We start from the raw sequence: 17044 nt of genomic DNA on the forward strand, positions 1-17044 counted from the left end.
GTTATAAAAAATATGATCCCCCTGTAAGACCCACTTCTCAACGTCAATCTTCTCGATTACTTTACTTCAACGCTTTGAAAAAATTGCCCTGCTTATCTTTTTCAGATAGCAGCGGATCATTCAGTGGCCACTCAATGCCCACATCAGGATCGTTCCACAATAGGCACCCTTCATGAGCAGGGTTATAATAGTCCGTACATTTATATTCAAAATCAGCGATATCCGAGAGCACGACAAAGCCATGCGCCAAACCTGGCGGGATCCAGAATTGCGTCTTGTTCTCTTCGGAAAGCACGACGCCCTCCCATGCCCCATAGGTAGGTGAGTCCTCTCGGATATCGACAACAACATCAAAGACTTCGCCGCGAACGACACGGACCAGCTTCCCCTGAGGATTGATCTTTTGGAAATGCAGGCCGCGCAACACTCCTTTTGAAGAGCGCGAGTGATTGTCCTGAACGAAATCAAAATCGATATCCAGTGCCGCTTGGTAACGTTTCTTTTCGAACGTTTCCAAGAAAAAACCACGTGCATCGCCAAACACCTTAGGTTGGACGATCTTTACGCCATGAATACGCGTATCACTCACTTGCATCTTATTTCTCCACCAGCAATTGCGCTAAATATTGACCATATTGAGTTTTGCTCAATAATTTGGCTTCTTGTGCCACCTGTTCTTTAGTAAGCCAGCCCTTTCTATAAGCGATCTCTTCCAGGCAAGCGACCTTAAAGCCCTGCCGATGCTCGATAGTATGAATAAACTGAGCTGCTTCAATCAGGCTATCGTGCGTGCCCGTATCCAACCAGGCAAAGCCGCGGCCAAGAATCTCAACGTTCAATGCCCCGCGCTCCAGATACATTTGGTTCAACGTAGTGATTTCCAGCTCGCCACGTGCGGAAGGTTTTACCTGTTTGGCAAGCTCAACAACATGGCGGTCATAGAAATAGAGCCCGGTAACCGCCCAGTTAGACTTCGGCACCGCTGGTTTTTCTTCCAACGATAGCGCCTTGAAGTTTTGATCAAACTCCACCACGCCAAAACGCTCTGGATCCATGACCTGATAACCGAATACCGTCGCGCCCTCTGTTTGTTCGGCGACACTTTCCAGTTTTTTGCCAAAGCTCTGGCCAAAGTAAATATTGTCACCCAAGACCAACGCGCAACGTTCACCGTTGATGAACTCTTCCCCAATCAAAAAGGCCTGCGCCAATCCATCCGGGCTTGGCTGTACTGCATAATTCAGTGTTATACCAAAACGCTGCCCATCACCTAACAAGCGCCGGAATGAAGGGAGATCCTCTGGCGTGGAGATGATCAGAATATCGCGGATCCCAGCAAGCATCAGCACCGAGATCGGGTAATAAATCATCGGTTTGTCATAAATGGGCAGCAACTGTTTTGATACGCCTCGGGTGATAGGGTAAAGACGCGTACCTGAGCCCCCCGCAAGAACAATGCCTTTCATAAACACTCCTTAGATTATTGTTGACGCGAGCCCATAGTTTTACAACGAGGATGCATTCCAGTGAGATAAGCTTTGATTATTGATGCCGCATTATTGCCATTAAGCTTTATGACATTAATTATGAATTTTTTCATCAAATGAATATGCAAACGTACCGTAGGATATCTTCTTGTTGTTATGGCCGTATCGATAAGTCGCTCTCTTATACGAAAAGGACTCTCTTTTCCCTCCGCACGAGAAAGAGAATGGTAGATGTAAGAAGAACTCTTTATTTTAAAACACTCCCCTTTATCTATAAGCTGATAAATTCTGCGAAAAACGCTTACATCAACCCCATATAGAGCATAGTTCTCATCGAATAAATCTACGTTATGTTTTTTAAATTTTTTAACCAAAGAATTATTGATGACCATGCCAGAACCGATAGAATAGGACGTTCTATGGTCCAGATAACGCTCGGTTGTGACAACTTTTTTCGCTTCAATAGGGTAATACGTCACACCATCAACCCTAGAAATAATGCGAGGGAGCTCCATATCATCCTCGTTATAATTCACGGCCCTAGCAAACGCCTCAGTGATCGTCGAATCATCGTCCAATATGATAAATCGCCCGGCCTCTTCATTATCTCGAATAAAATCGTTATATAGAATACTGAGTGGCAAGTTGTCTAGACTATTTATCAACTCAACACATTTAAACTTGGCTTCTATTTTTTCTGCCAATTTCCCTTGCAGGGCAATACTCTCTGGCCCATTATTATGAATAACCAGTTTACTGTTAAAAAAGTCATGCTCAACAAGTGTATTGAGAGTGGCTGAATCCTCAATTTTTTTATTGTAGACAACGACCACTATTGCGTTATTATATCTCATTATAAACCCACCGTATGCACGAAATTATAGAGTTAGCCCCATGCAGCAAAGTGCCGATAAAAAACCCAGGCAAAAATAGCCTTAGTGAAAAAGGCTTATCTCATATTATTTTCTTGGCATTCAGGCTGCGAAATGATGAGTTGGCGAGAACACTTCATGTGTGTGAGCATGGGAGCTATTCCAAGCCCTTGGAAAAAACATTTGTATGGGGGCTGGAAATTCTACATGCCCCCATCGCTTATCGTTCTATATTTAATTAGCCGTTCATACCTATTTATCCCAATCAAGGCATATCAATCAAGATTAGCGATAGCCATGTGGGTTTTTACTTTGCCAGTTCCAAGTATCACGCATCATATCATCGATACCGCGACGAACCTTCCACCCCAGCTCCTGATAAGCCAGATCGGCGTTCGCCCAGAAGGCAGGCAGATCGCCGTCGCGGCGTGGCAAGATTTGATAGGGGATCGTTACGCCTGACGCTTTCTCAAACGCCTGAACCATCTCCAGTACCGAGTGCCCTACGCCAGCCCCCAGGTTATAGGCCTTGAAACCGTTGATCTTCGCCAGATGATCCATCGCTTTAAGGTGCCCTTCAGCCAGATCCATGACATGAATGTAGTCACGCTCTCCCGTGCCGTCTTTCGTCGGGTAATCGCCACCGAAAATCCCCAGTTTATCCAGCTTACCGATCGCCACCTGTGAGATGTAAGGCAGCAGGTTATTGGGAATGCCGTTCGGATCTTCGCCTATCAGGCCGGACTCATGCGCCCCTACCGGATTGAAATAACGCAACGCAATAATCGAAAACTCCGGCTCAGCCTTGGCGAAATCCTGCAGGATCTGCTCTACCATCAGCTTAGACGTGCCATAAGGACTGGTCGTGCCGCCAATCGGCGTAGTCTCGACATAGGGCACCGGCGAATTGGCGCCATACACGGTGGCGGAGGAACTGAAGATAAAATCATGTACGCCGGCACGGCGCATGGCATCCAATAGCACCAGCGTGCCGGTGACGTTATTCTGATAATACTCGAGCGGTTTACGCGTTGACTCTCCGACAGCCTTAAGGCCAGCGAAGTGGATCACGGCAGTGATCTCATGCGCACCAAAGATGCGATGCAGGCATTCGGCATCCTGAACATCTCCCTGATAGAATACCGCGGCTTTCCCCGCCAGTTTCTCCACCCGCTGTAATGACTCCGCAGATGCGTTGGACAAATTGTCCAACACCACAACGTCTTCGCCACGTTCCAACAGAGATAAAACGGTGTGAGATCCGATGTAACCGGCACCACCGGTAACTAGAATTGTCATATCAACCCCTTATACTTCGGCAACACTCTTGGTTCGACAAAAACACCCCATTGATAATGGATGCATCATACAACCGTCTGAGCGCACCATGAAGAGAGAGCGGCAAAAGCCGCTCTCATCTTGGACTCTTAAATATGCCAAGCATGCTAATCGTTAAATTTTTGCAGCGAGCAGCGGAAGAATCTCGTCGGTTTTCTCTTGCATCAGCGCAACATCGGCACGCGATTCGACATTAAGACGCACCACTGGTTCCGTATTGGAAGAACGCAGGTTGAAACGCCAGTTTGCAAACGACATGCTAATGCCATCGGTATAGTCCACCTCATCAGCATGCGGTAAATAGTGTTGTTTAACACTTTCAATGGACACGGCCGGCTGGGCCAATTTGATATTGATATCACCGGAGGACGGGTAGGCAGCAATGCGATCCTGTACCAGCTGCCCCAGAGTTTGTCCCTTCACGCTGACCAACTCAGCGACCAGCGACCAGCGACCAGCGACCAGCGACCAGCGACCAGCGACCAGCGACCAGCGACCACGGAATCATGCCACTGTCACAGTAAGCAAAATCACGGAAACAGTGGTGAGTGCTTATCTCTCCGCCATAAATGGCGTCTTCCACACGCATACGTTCCTTAATGAAAGCATGGCCGGTTTTTGACATCACAGGCACGCCCCCGACCTCGGTGACCACATCGATGGTATTCCAGCTTAGACGCGAATCGTGGATGATCTTCGCCCCGCCTGTTTCTGCAGGAAAGCTTCCGCCAGCAGGCCGACGATGTAATAGCCCTCGATGAAATCGCCTTTTTCATCGAACAAGAGGCAGCGATCGAAATCACCGTCGAACGCAATGCCCATATCAGCGCCATGCTCACGCACCGCATCCGCGGTATCCGCGCGACACTCAGGCAGTGATGGGTTGGAAATAGTGCCGTCCGGCTGAGGCTGATAATGCACCTTGATAAACGCCAATAGCGCCCCCTTCCATGATAATCTGAATTAACTTAGACTTGAAAAATCCTTTATCGGCATGCTATTAGAAACTTGTAATTTCAGATAGTAAAATACACCAGGGTTAATATGTGCAGGACATCATGAGATAATATCAACTCATCAATACCCCTACCTAATTGTTAGAAACCCAACAAGCCACTCAATTAATAGGGCGAGAATGAATATCGAGTTCACTTCCGGCATTACAATATTTCACAGAGAATAGCTTCACCTGTTGTTTAAAAACATCAAACTCAGAAGAAATTTTGTTTTTATAACTTTCAAAATCCGCGTAGCATTTTTCATAATCTTGAAATATATTTTCAATTATCTTCTGAAAATCTTGCTCAAAGCTTTCGGCCGACTCATCAAGCTTATAACAAGATGGAACTGGCACGTCGACTTTATTCGCTGCGCTGCCTCTACGTCCGGTTACCACGCAGCACCCTGCCATAACAGCTTCTCGAGGAAATCGATCTTTCCCAGGATGATCACCAAAGTCGATATAAACTTTACTTCGTTCCAAAAGCTTCCTGACTTCAATTGCCGTCATATTCTTAATTGGGATGAATTTATAATCTGGATATCGACTAATCAGTTTGTTAGAGTATTTTTCGCCTTTCTTTGGATTGTAAGCAATGATATTTTCCCGTTTAATACTTTCATCTATATCTTTCAAATGCGTTTCATTCAAATAATCAGTCAACATGTCACAATGAATCCCTCTGGACTCAAGAAACATCCTTGCATACTCACTCTGCGACAGATGCTGGTAGTTTTTCATTGAACTGATAGATAAGCGATGGCCAGTTAAGATTGACTTAAAATGCCCTACATAGCGTCGTATAAACCAGTTATATTTTTTATGGCTAAAATAGTTATCTACCGAAAGCCACCAAATACAAATCTGTGCAGCACTAAAATTTTTCGCCAATGCGGTGGCAACTTCAGGGATAATAACAATGGCATTGTCACAAACGACATCTTTGTGCTGTGTCACTCTAACATTATAGTGAGCATATTGTTGAGGTAGCTGAAAACTAGTGTCCAGTGGGTAGTATACCATACTGGCATCAACACCGTTTCTGCCAAGAGCATCACAAAATTGGTGCAACAATTCAGGTCCACCAGTAATGCTACCACCAGGGCAACAAATATAAACTTTCTTATTCATAATAATGCCTTAAATATCATCAACCAAGCTAAACGCGGAACGGATTACCTGATGCATATCATAGTACTTGTACTCTGCAAGGCGACCGCCGAAGTACACATTCGCCTCATTCTTCGCCAACTCTCTATATTTTTTAAAGAGTGCCATATTCTTTTCATCGTTTACAGGATAGTAAGGCTCACTTCCTTCCTGCCACTCTTCAGGATATTCCTTTGTTACTACGGTATGTGGCGTCTCAACGGGATCAAAATGTTTATGCTCAATAATTCTGGTATACGGCACAGAGCTTTCGGTATAGTTGACGACCGCATTTCCCTGATAATTATCTGTATCATGTAGCGTCTCAGTTTCAAAACGCAAGGAGCGATATTCGAGCTTTCCAAATTCGTGCCCAAAGTATTCATCAATAGGTCCGGTGTAAATAACCTTATCCGCCAGAGAAGTAAAGTGCTCTCGATCCTCCAGGAAGTTTACTCCCATTCGCACCTCGATCCCGTCAAGCATTTTTTCTGCTATTTGAGTATATCCGCCAACAGGGATCCCTTGATAACGATCAGAAAAATAATTATTGTCATAGGTCATTCTTACCGGTAGACGTCTAATAATAAATGAGGGCAGCTCAGTGGCTTTACGCCCCCATTGTTTTTCCGTATAGCCTTTAATCAGAATTTCATAGATATCCCTACCAACCAGATTGATGGCCTGCTCTTCCAGGTTTTCCGGTTCTTTCCCGGCTAACTCCTGCCGCTGCTCATCAATTTTTTTCGCCGCCTCTGCCGGTGTTTTGACGCCCCAAAGCTGGTAAAACGTATTCATATTGAACGGCAGATTAAACAATTTCCCTTGGTAACTCGCCAACGGTGAATTGGTAAACCGGTTGAACTCCACAAATGAATTAACGAAGTCCCAAACTCTCTTATCGTTGGTATGGAATATGTGCGCACCATATTTATGAACATGCACACCATCATGATTCTCAGTGTAGATATTCCCGCCAATATGATTGCGACGTTCAAGAACAAGAACCTTTTTTCCTCTTTTATTTAATTCATAAGCACATGTTGCGCCAAAGAGGCCAGCCCCAACGATGAGGTAATCGTATTTCATTTTTTTTCCTTTCTGAAAAGAGGTATTTTGAATTTAATGATCGCGAAAAGCATTGAGAGCGTGACGAAAGACTCCGTTATTAACACGGAAATAGCGGCACCATCCTGCTTGAAGTAGTAGGCCAACGGGAACAATATGGAAACATTGAGCAGACCTGACATTATCAGTATTCTACTGAATATTTTTTTCTTGCCGAGAACCAGTAAAGTCTGAATTCCGAATACGTTACTCATGCAGATAACAATTGGAATGAAGGCTATAATTCTCAATACGGTAACTGTCGGCTCATAGTTTGCGCCATAAACAATCGTTACCAGCTGTGAGCTGAATATGAAGAGGAACAGGCTCGCCGACAAACCGATAACGGAAAGAATAACAAGAAGTTTTCGTATCACCGCGAAACCTAAACTCTTATCCTTCGCCATCGAAGAGTTAACTCGAGGGAAAAATGCCTGAGATACCGGTGAGATCAGCCCCTGTGCTGCCTGCCTGAGCTTATCCGCAGCAACGAAGTACCCCACAGCCGTGGGACCGGCAAGAAAACCAAGAATGACGGTAGTACTGGTTGTATAAAGGCTGATAGCGGCCGTTGATATAAAAACATGCCAACCTTCTTTGTACTCTCTTTTGATCTCACTCCACTCAGGTCTTACCCAAGTAATCCATTTGTTCTTCCAAATAAGGAATAATGCTATACCGCCGGCAAAAACGGATGTGATGCCATTGATTCCACCAGCCAGCCAAGTATCATCAGCATGTTGCACTAAAGAAAATACTAATGGAATTGTCGTTAGGCGGGCTGTTATATTGGAAAGTGCAATCCACCCCATCGTCTCTTTCCCCTGAAAAAGCCAGACAGGGAATAAAGCCGAACCAAAAACAGAAATGTAGCTTGCAATAAGTATCCAACGTAAATTGTACATTTCACTATTAAGTGAAATCAATCCAAATAAAATAACGCCCCCAAAAACACCCAGTAATAACTTGCAACTAATAACGTTCCAAAATATTTTACTTACATAGCGTTTATCGTCCTTATTAACCGCAATTTTCTGCGTGACGGAGAGGTTAAACCCGTAGTCAGTAAGAATGACGAAATACTGCGTAATCGCTAAAGCAAAACCCAGGCTACCATAGCCTGCAGGTTGTAAAACCCTAACTAAATAAGGAAGGGTTATTAATGGTATTATATAATTGACACCTTGTATGCCAACCAATGAAACTATATTCTTAAATATTTTCCTGTCCAATCCATTTCCCTCACAACAACACAAAAGTGCCCCTGTAATTATAAATATAGTGTTTCAACGATTTAATTATGAATCGATGAAAATACAGACTAGTCAGTCATAGTTTATGCGTTCCGCTCAACCTGTGGTCAAAATCCAACATGTTGCCAATAAGAACCAAAAACCAGATACCTTACACAACACCGCAGCCAGAATGATCTGATATTTGGGTTATCCGACAACGGCTTAACGCGGGTGAGGCACGCTACCGCCCTTGGCTTACAGAAGCCAAACTCTGATATGGACTCATCCAGTTGTTACAACTCACTAGGCTGCACTGACGCAACCACACCTTAATAAGTGAAAAATCAATAACATCCCCCTAAACCTGACATCGAGCCACACAAAAAAAGAGCGTGGGACGATGGTCAGACGTTGTCGCTGACATCAGTATGTTTATTCACAATAGACAGTTGGACATTCTATGACAGTCGACGACAGAAGTAACATAACGTATTGAAGCTAGAAAGAGCAGCGCCAGGCTGCTCTTTCAGAATAATACGCAGCTTTCACTTAGCTGCTTGATGATTTATTAACCTCGACTGCGGGCAAAATACTGCGCCACACGCAACACATCCTTCTCGTCCAACGTGCCGGAGTCGCTCAGCAGGGTAATCCAGGACTTGATGTAGGTGTACTTGGCAGAGGCCAGATCGCGCTGGGCGCTGTAGAGCTGCTGTTCGGCGTTGAGCACATCGACGTTGACGCGCTGCCCCGCCAACACGCTTTGCCGGGTCGCCGTCACCTGCGTGGTCGCCGACTTCACCGCCAGCTCGTAGGCCGCCAGCTTGGCACGACTGCTGATGCACAGATTGAACTGCTTGCGCAGATCGTTCAGCGTCGTGCCGACTTGCGTGTCCATTTCGGCCATCGCCTGGCCGTAGCGGGCCGCGGCCTGCCGGGTGGAGGCCGCCACGCCGCCGCCGGAGTAAATCGGCAGGCTCACCTGCACGCCGATGCTGTCGGTACGATATTTCTGGTTAACCGTGTTATCGCTACTGGAGTCGTTTTCCGAATGCGAAGCGTAAAGTTGCACGTTCGGCATAAAGCCGGCGCGGTTTCTCTCCACTTCGTATTTCGCCGCATCGACGCCATGGCGCGAGGCGGCCAGCACTGGGTTATTTTCCAGAGCGATCTTTTGCCACTCTTCAAACTTCGACGGGATCAGCGGCGCCACCTTGAATTGCCCTGGCCGTAAGCTCTGCAGCTCATCCAATTGATTCAACGGCACGCCGATGATCACCTCCAGCTCACGCTGCGCAGCGTCCAGCGCGTCACGCGCTTCTATCACCTGCGCCTCTGCCAGGCTGTAGCGCGCCTGCGTTTCGGAGACGTCGGTCAGGGTCCCCTCACCCGCGCTCATCAGACGATCGTTCAACGCCAACTGTTCTTTATAAGCTGCTTTCTGCGCCTCGGCCAAGGCGATTTGATCTTTGGCATAGGCCACTTCGACATACGCGCTGATCACCCTCACCGCCAGATCGAGCAGTTTGCCGCGATAGCGCTCATCCGACATCATCGTCTGCGCCACGCCGCCTTTATAACGTGCATAGGCCTCATAATCGAACAGCGGCTGCGTCAGCGTCACCGAGCTGGAGTAGCTGCGGTACTGCTGGCGCCGCGTCGCTTCCGTAATGTTGCCAAAGAAGTCGCTTTGTGGATATTTCTGGGTTTGCCAGTTACGCGGCGAATTCTGGTAATTCAGCGATACCTTCGGCAGCAGCCCCGCCCTGCCGATATTTTCGTTTTCATCTCCCGCTTCTTTCTCTTTTATAGCCGCCCGAAAAGTCGGGTCCTTTTCTAATGCCAGCGAATATGCGTCTAAAATCCCTATCGAATAAACCGGCGCAGACATCGCAAACAAAAGGGTGCCGATAACCAGACCGGCAGCCTGTCGTTTTGAATGAATCAAAATTATTCCTCGGTTAATGAAGTATGAGCGCGATCCAAAATAGGTTTAAACAGATAGCTCAGCAGCGAGCGCGACCCCGTTTTCACGAACACCTCCACCGGCATCCCCGGCTTGATGTCCTCGCCACTGAGCATTTTCATGCCCTCCGGCGAGACCGTGACCTGCATCTGGTAGTAGGGTTCGCCATTGGTTTTGTCGACCAGACGGTCGGCGGAAACCAACGTGACCGTTCCCGGAATTTTCGGGGTTTTGTTTTGGTTGAAGGCGGTAAACATCAGATCCACCGGCAACCCGTTGTACACCTTATCGATCAGGTCGACTTTGAGGCGAGAATCCACCACCAAAGTCGCCTGGCTGGGCACAACGTCCATCAGGTGGTCACCCGCTCCCACGACGCCCCCCTGAGTGAAGATATTCAATCCGACCACGGTGCCGTCCACCGGTGAGGTGATGGCGGTGTTGCCCAGATCGAAATCGGCCATTTGCAGCTTGTTGCGGAACTCGCTGGCGTCCATTTGGGTTTGCGCCAGCTGCGTTCTGACCTCGCGCTGATAATCAGCAAAGCGCTGATCGATGCGTTGCTGAGATTCCTGCAGTTGCTTTTGCAATTGGCCAATCCGCCCGACGGTTTCGTCGATACTGCTGTTCACCTCGGCGAACTGGCGTTGAATTTCCAGGTAGCGGTTGCGCGGCAGGTATCCGTCCGCGGCCAACTGCTTCATGCTGTTCATCTGTTCACGCAAACTGGAAAGCTGGATCTGTTTATTGGCACGCGAATCCTGCAGGCCTTTCAACTGGAAGCGGATCCCGTCCATCGACTGCTTATAGCCGTCTATTTCACTTTGCAGCCCTTGGCGGCGGGAAGCGAACAGCTGCGTTTGCAGCGCAATAATCTCCGCGACGCGCGGCTGATCCTTGATCTTGGCGAAGATCGGGGAAAACGTGACATTGCCCAGCCCGTCCCGTTCAGCAAGCAGGCGCCCTTCGGTAGCCAAGGTGGTGTAGTACTGATCGCGCAGCGAATCGACCTGCGCTTGCGCCTGCACCTGGCTCAGTTGCACCAGCACCTCGCCGGCTTTCACCTTATCGCCGTCTTTCACCGCGATATTTTTGATGATGCCACTGGCCGGAGCCTGCACCGTTTTACGATTGCCGGAAACGGTTACCGAGCCCGGCGACGCCACCCCTTTATCCAGAGGCGCAAACGCCGCCCAGGCCAAGAAGCCGAACACGCCCACCCCCAGCGCCAACCACCCCAGGCGGGTATAACGACGCTCATCCAACGGGATCTGTTCTGAGTACGAGTCATGCGGCTCGCCAATATGCGTAGACATACCAACTCCTTTGACTGCCGGCGACGCAACGGCGCCGCCAGGCGAGTTCACGGCTTAATTAGTTTGAGTTTTAGGGATATCGCCTTCATCCGGCTCGGAGTTCACCGCACGCACCGCCTGCGGAGGCACCTGCGCTTTTTGCGCATTCGCCAGGGCCTGCAATACCTGCTGCGTTGGGCCAAACGCATTGACATTCCCGTTAACCAGCAGCAACAGCTTGTTGGTCATCGCCAGCAGATTGGTGCGGTGAGTAATCAGGATCACCGTTTTATTGCGCTGTTTAAGGAACGTAATGGCCTGGTTCAACGCCCGTTCACCGGCATCGTCCAGATTGGAGTTGGGTTCATCCAGCACGATAAGAGAGGGATCGCCATACAGCGCACGTGCCAAACCGATACGCTGTTTCTGGCCGCCGGACAACCCGGCGCCACCGCTGCCGATCACCGAATCATAGCCATTGGGAAAGCGCAGAATCAGCTCATGCACGCCGGCCAACTTGGCGGCCTCAATCACTTTCTCCGAGTCCAGCTCGTTGAAGCGGGCGATGTTCTCCGCGATGCTGCCGGCGAACAGCTCAATATCCTGCGGCAGATAACCGATATAGGGCCCCAACTCGTCCTTGTTCCACTGGTAGATGTCGGCATTGTCCAGTCGCACAATGCCTTCACTGACCGGCCAGATGCCGACCAATAGACGCGCCAGCGTCGATTTGCCGGAGGCGCTTGGCCCAATAATCCCCAACACGTCTCCCGGCTGAACGGCGAAACTGACGTTATGCAATACCGCGCTCCCCTTCGAGCCCGGCGGCGTAGCGGTCACCCCTTCAACGGAAACCACCCCTTCCGGACGCGGCAGCGACATGCCGGTACCGCGAGGCGGATGCTGTTCCAGCAGGCGCACCAGACGCTGATAAGCCAGCTTGGCGGAGCTCCAGCTTTTCCATACGTTAATCACTTGCTCAATCGGCGCCAGCGTACGCCCCATCAAGATGGAACCGGCGATCATCATGCCCGGCGTGATGTGCCCATCGATCGCCAGCCAGCCCCCCAGCCCCAAAACCAGCGACTGGAGCGACAAACGCACAAACTTGGTGATCGATGTCACCCGCGATGCCCGCTCGCTGGCGATACGCTGACTATTCAGGAAGCGCTGGTGTAAACCGAACCAGCGTCCCTTCAGGTTAGGCAGCATCCCCAGTGCTTCGATCACTTCGGCATTGCGCAAATTCGTGCTGGCCAGATTGCCTGACATGATTGAAAGCCGGCTGGCATCCGCCAGCGGCTTCTTCGACACCACTTCGTTGATCACCGCCAGGGCGATCAACAGCAAGGAGCCCACCAGGGCGAACAACCCCAACCAAGGGTTAAACAGGAAAATCACCAGCAGATAGATCGGGAACCAGGGCGCATCGAAGAAGGCAAACAGCGCACTACCGGTCAGGAATTGGCGCACGTTGGTCAGATCGCTCAGCATCTGGCCGGCATCTGACGAGCCGTTCTTTAAATTCGCCTCGTAAGCCGCCGTATAAATGCGCGTATTGAGGCGCATGTCCAGCTGGCTGCCGATGCGGATCACCACCATGCTGCGTACGTATTCCAGCAAGGACATCATGCCGAACATACCCAGCATGATCAGCGTCAGCATTAACAGCGTGATTTCATTGCGCGAAGGCAGCACCCGGTCGTAAACCTGGAGCATGTAAATGGAAGGAACCAGCATTAACAGGTTAATAAACGCAGTAAATATACCAACGGTCCAGAAGACTTTGCTGCGTGTACGTATAACATCCGCAATTTCGTTGCGCGGGATAAATTGATTCACGTTCTGCCCTTACATCATGTGCACTGTCAGTCCAATCCGCATTGACCCCCTCCCTAAAGAAATTCCTAAAAAAAGAATTATCCCGAGAAGGCTCACCCCAAAGAAATGCCCGAGACTGCAGATACTTTCGTTAACTATAGGTAGAGAAAGTGAAAACCGGCAAGGTGGGCCATAAAAAAAAAGCCGGTCACAAAGATAAAACAAACCATGACAAAACAATGAGATACAGAAGAGCAAAGATAAGAGGGGAAGATAACGAAATGGAATAACTTAGAGAGGATGACGCCGCTCACAAAATTAAACATGCGGGGGATTACGCCCCCGCATTATTTAATTCCCAATAGTCCCATGAGGAATTATTGGTTATTGCAACTTTACCCTTAGGCGTAGTGCAGAGTATCCACCAATTGCTGGTGGTTCTGGCCGGTCAGGTAAATAACCGTGTCGTTGGCATCCAGCGTGTGGTTATTGTTGTTATCAATAATCACATAGGAGTCAGCATTGTTACCTGTACCGCTGAACACCACCGAGGCCACACCCACTTTCGCCGTCAGCGAGTTTGGATTGCTCAGGCCCAGGATACCGCCCAACAGGCCGACAACGCCGGTGGTCAGACCGCCAACCAACGAGCCTAACAGTGCATCCAACGTATCTGCAGCGCGAGTACCGTAATCCGCCACCGCAGTACCTGTATTGGACAGGGTCAGCCCGGAAGCAGCATCAACGATCTTGTCTTTCGCGGTGCTGAAGTCGGTGATGGTGACCCCCGCCTGCGAGTTACTGGATTTCAGATCGTAAGTATTCGCTCCGTTACCGCCAGTCAGCGTGGTGTTACCCAGCACGTTGAAGCTGTCGGTCGTCGACGTTCCTTCCACCGTCAATTGGTAACCGTTCAGACCCAGCGTGTTCAGCAGCGGAGTCAGCAGCGCCGTGGTAGCCGCACTCAACGGCAAGGCTTTCAGCAGTTGCACGATAATACCGTCACCGGTACCCGCATGGCTTGAATCCAGGTTCAAACCGCCGGTATTGGTAGAGGCATTGATGTCACGCACGTTGCTGTAGCCCGCGCCCACGGTCAGGTTCAGCGCATGGTCGCCGGTCACATTAACAGTCTGAACCTGCGCATTGGTGCCGGCCAGAGACAGAATGTTGTTGAACGAACCCGTACCGCCGGAAGCCACGTTCACCGTTGTCAGCGCAGTGCCCAACAGGGCGCTGCTGCTGCTGTTCAGGCTGATGGCGCCGGCATTCACGTTGGCAGAGCTCACCGCATCGAAGTTGATGTTGAAGTGATCGGTGGCGTTCTGCACGAAGGTGAAGTTCAGCGTACTGGCTGAGGTCGCGTCCCCTTTCACTTCCAGCTGCGCAGCATTGCCGCCGGCGGCGTTGATGACGTTGACATTAGCCAGGCCGGAGATCACGAAGCCTTGCGTACCCAGGTTGGTCGCCGCCGCGTTCTGGGTGACCGTGCCCCCCGTGGTGCCTTCCACCGTGGACGTGCCGTTGGTCAGGCCGAAGTCGAAGGTGTTGGTTGGCGTAGTGACGGTAGTGGTAGTCGGTGAGCCAATCAGCGGTGTCGTAATCAGCGTGCCGACAGACTTACCGATGTAACCGGTCAGATCAATCTGCTCGAAGTTCGAGAAGTTATTGGCGTTGCTGGTCACCGTACTGGTGCGCACGCCCAGGGCGTTCTGGTTAGTCACGACGGTTTTGGTGATGAAGTTGGCGGAGATGGAGTCCGTCCCTGCGCCGCCGTCAGCCTTAACCGTGTTCGCGACAGTGTTCGCCCCACCGGAAACACCGTTACCCGCCCAGTGCAGGCTATCGTTGCCAGCGCCGAGGTTAAACTGTGCGGTACCGGTCGCGATATTAGCCGTCGAAGTAACAACCACGTTATCTGCACCCGAACTGGCGTTCAGAATCACATTGCCGTTGTTGACGGTGACAGCAACCCCTGGGTTGACGCCATTGTCAGACAGGTTCACCGTTGCCGCGCTGGTGCCGTTGATGGTCAGGTTGGCCAAGTGATCGGCGAACTTCAGGTTGACCAGGCTGGCGGCGTTGGCGTTCAACACCACGTTGGTCAACACCGCGGTCTCCGCATTGCTCAACGCATGGCTGGCGCCGGTATTGACGGTGCCGGTGCCGTTGCCGCCCCCCGCCGTAACAGACAGATTGGCATTAGTTTTATACAACAAGCTGGTGCCGATATCGAATTCGAAAGCATGCTGTTGAGTTACGGTTGCCGCATCCGTCGCGGTCGAAGAGCGCAGATCATTAATAATCGCTTGGGTAATGATCCCTTTGTCTGAGCCCAATGCACTGTAAATAGCCAGTTGGGCCGTCGTGGCGGCAACACCATGCACTGCGGTGAAAACATGCTGGATAAAATCAGTGCCGGTTAACTGCCCGCCCTTACGTTGGAACTCGGAAGAACTAACCAGGTTACCGATCAATGAGTTATATGACATGCCGGCAGCTAACGCTTTGCTCCAGGTGTCTAACCCGGAAGCATCAACACCACGTTCCGGAACGCCCAGGTAGACAGCTGCGATTTGTTCCTGGAACGCCAATCCTGGGAGATGGCCTGGTTGGTACACGGTCGTAGCGCTATTGAAATGTTGCTGCGCCGTCAGATCGCCGGCCGCGACGGTGCCACGCAATGCCTGGATAATATCAACCACCAGATCGGCACGAGTCGCGCCCCCCTGCAGCAATGACAGGAAGCTGGCAGATTCGGCAGAGGATGGCGCACGCTCGTAACCAAATTGGAACAGACGGGCGATAAATGCGTCGTCACTCAGCGAAGTCAGGTAAGAACGCCCCGCAATGTTGGCGGCCGCAGCCTGAGTGATCGTCATCCCGGCATTGATTTTAGCGCCAAAATAGTTGACGGCATCGGCCGTCACGGTCGAACCGATAACATGCAAAATAGCTTGAATATCCGATGCACCCTGCCCTAAGGCAGCGGAGGCCGTCGAAGGATATAGCAACGTGTTAACCGTGTTTTGGAATGCGGTCTGTTGAGCCAATATCGTGGCGTCGCTACCGCTGTAGTTCAGCAACCCGCTGACGACATTGGAAACCGCCGAACTCAGGGTGTTGCCATTCAGGAAATCAGTCAGTTGTTGAGATGTGGCGGCAGAACCGTACTCACGAGTATAGATAATCTGCAGAATTTCCGAGTCGGTTTTCCCAGAATAGAGCGCATTCCCGCCGGAAGAGCTGATGAAGAACTGTGCCAGTTGCGCTGCGGTTTGTGTGCCACCTTCGAGCTGCTGCCCATAGGTATTGATCTCGGTCAGAGACGGAGTACGTCCCAAAACCGAATAGTAGATCGCCGCCGCCTGCTGCTGAGATGCTAGAGAAGCCATAAAAAACTCCTAATCTAAGTGAGATAAGGTAAAAAGAACGTTCCACACAACTTTCGATGTTCAGCAACATAAACTTAGCTGCTGAATTTAAAGAAGTTTGGTCTTGCCTGTAAACTCAACATCAAATTAATAGCAATAAAATCAATTCCAGCCAAATAACTCTCCTAAACGCGCCCATAGTTATTTACTGAGTAAAGTATCTGATGACCGGATCTGTCAAGGAACGCAATGAGATTATTGTTACATCAATTAAAGGCAGCACATCTAACGGTAAGGCGATGGTTAATAAGATAATTTGTTTAAACTTCGAATAAAATGGCAATGATATTGCCATTTTCATATAAAGATCGCTTCAGTGATGGCTCAAACCTAAGTTAGA

General features: G+C 49.8%; 11 protein-coding genes and 1 pseudogene. All 12 read right to left on the minus strand.

Annotated elements, in window-relative coordinates; genetic code table 11:
- Window positions 1-61: 61 nt before the first annotated feature.
- The 12 genes and pseudogenes from rfbC to J9788_RS10600 all read right to left on the minus strand — a co-directional run bounded on the left by rfbC (window position 62) and on the right by J9788_RS10600 (window position 16665).
- On the minus strand, window positions 62-595 hold the full coding sequence (gene rfbC, locus J9788_RS10535; RefSeq protein ID WP_182264832.1) for a dTDP-4-dehydrorhamnose 3,5-epimerase: 534 nt from the start codon (window positions 593-595) through the stop codon (window positions 62-64).
- A gap of 1 nt (window position 596) precedes the next feature.
- Window positions 597-1466 carry a glucose-1-phosphate thymidylyltransferase RfbA gene (gene rfbA, locus J9788_RS10540; RefSeq protein WP_182264833.1) on the minus strand — a complete coding sequence of 290 codons (870 nt, stop codon included), beginning with the start codon at window positions 1464-1466 and terminating at the stop codon, window positions 597-599.
- Window positions 1467-1480: 14 nt separating this feature from the next.
- On the minus strand, window positions 1481-2341 hold the full coding sequence (locus J9788_RS10545) for a glycosyl transferase (protein ID WP_182264834.1): 861 nt from the start codon (window positions 2339-2341) through the stop codon (window positions 1481-1483).
- Window positions 2342-2644: 303 nt separating this feature from the next.
- Window positions 2645-3658, minus strand: coding sequence for a UDP-glucose 4-epimerase GalE (galE, locus tag J9788_RS10550; RefSeq protein WP_182264835.1), 1014 nt, complete (start codon window positions 3656-3658; stop codon window positions 2645-2647).
- 153 nt (window positions 3659-3811) lie between these two features.
- Window positions 3812-4642, minus strand: a pseudogene (locus J9788_RS25090) (phosphomannomutase CpsG); the annotation flags it as partial.
- A gap of 172 nt (window positions 4643-4814) precedes the next feature.
- Window positions 4815-5828 carry a hypothetical protein gene (locus tag J9788_RS10570; RefSeq protein ID WP_182264837.1) on the minus strand — a complete coding sequence of 338 codons (1014 nt, stop codon included), beginning with the start codon at window positions 5826-5828 and terminating at the stop codon, window positions 4815-4817.
- Between the two features lie 9 nt (window positions 5829-5837).
- Entirely contained in the window at window positions 5838-6935 is a 1098-nt protein-coding gene (gene glf / locus J9788_RS10575) for a UDP-galactopyranose mutase (RefSeq protein WP_182264838.1), read from the minus strand.
- Entirely contained in the window at window positions 6932-8185 is a 1254-nt protein-coding gene (locus J9788_RS10580) for a flippase (protein WP_182264839.1), read from the minus strand. Before J9788_RS10580 ends, glf begins: the two co-directional genes overlap by 4 nt.
- 571 nt (window positions 8186-8756) lie before the next feature.
- Window positions 8757-10136, minus strand: coding sequence for a TolC family outer membrane protein (locus tag J9788_RS10585; RefSeq protein ID WP_182264840.1), 1380 nt, complete (start codon window positions 10134-10136; stop codon window positions 8757-8759).
- 2 nt (window positions 10137-10138) lie between these two features.
- Window positions 10139-11470 (minus strand): HlyD family type I secretion periplasmic adaptor subunit, encoded by a 1332-nt coding sequence (locus J9788_RS10590; protein ID WP_042784051.1) that lies wholly within the window; start codon window positions 11468-11470, stop codon window positions 10139-10141.
- A gap of 54 nt (window positions 11471-11524) precedes the next feature.
- On the minus strand, window positions 11525-13291 hold the full coding sequence (locus J9788_RS10595; protein WP_033650615.1) for a type I secretion system permease/ATPase: 1767 nt from the start codon (window positions 13289-13291) through the stop codon (window positions 11525-11527).
- 380 nt (window positions 13292-13671) lie between these two features.
- The gene (locus tag J9788_RS10600; RefSeq protein WP_182264841.1) at window positions 13672-16665 is read right to left on the minus strand and encodes a DUF4214 domain-containing protein; all 2994 of its coding nucleotides are present in this window, start codon (window positions 16663-16665) and stop codon (window positions 13672-13674) included.
- Window positions 16666-17044 lie beyond the last annotated feature (379 nt).

Source organism: Serratia sp. X10, from assembly GCF_017811775.1.
GTDB classification, from domain to species: Bacteria; Pseudomonadota; Gammaproteobacteria; order Enterobacterales; family Enterobacteriaceae; genus Serratia; species Serratia ureilytica.

Bases quoted from the DNA above. Each gene is read 5' to 3' on its own strand.
- rfbC (WP_182264832.1), bottom strand. From the start codon at position 595: ATGCAAGTGAGTGATACGCGTATTCATGGCGTAAAGATCGTCCAACCT.
- rfbA (WP_182264833.1), bottom strand. From the start codon at position 1,466: ATGAAAGGCATTGTTCTTGCGGGGGGCTCAGGTACGCGTCTTTACCCT.
- J9788_RS10545 (WP_182264834.1), bottom strand. From the start codon at position 2,341: ATGAGATATAATAACGCAATAGTGGTCGTTGTCTACAATAAAAAAATT.
- galE (WP_182264835.1), bottom strand. From the start codon at position 3,658: ATGACAATTCTAGTTACCGGTGGTGCCGGTTACATCGGATCTCACACC.
- J9788_RS10570 (WP_182264837.1), bottom strand. From the start codon at position 5,828: ATGAATAAGAAAGTTTATATTTGTTGCCCTGGTGGTAGCATTACTGGT.
- glf (WP_182264838.1), bottom strand. From the start codon at position 6,935: ATGAAATACGATTACCTCATCGTTGGGGCTGGCCTCTTTGGCGCAACA.
- J9788_RS10590 (WP_042784051.1), bottom strand. From the start codon at position 11,470: ATGTCTACGCATATTGGCGAGCCGCATGACTCGTACTCAGAACAGATC.
- J9788_RS10600 (WP_182264841.1), bottom strand. From the start codon at position 16,665: ATGGCTTCTCTAGCATCTCAGCAGCAGGCGGCGGCGATCTACTATTCG.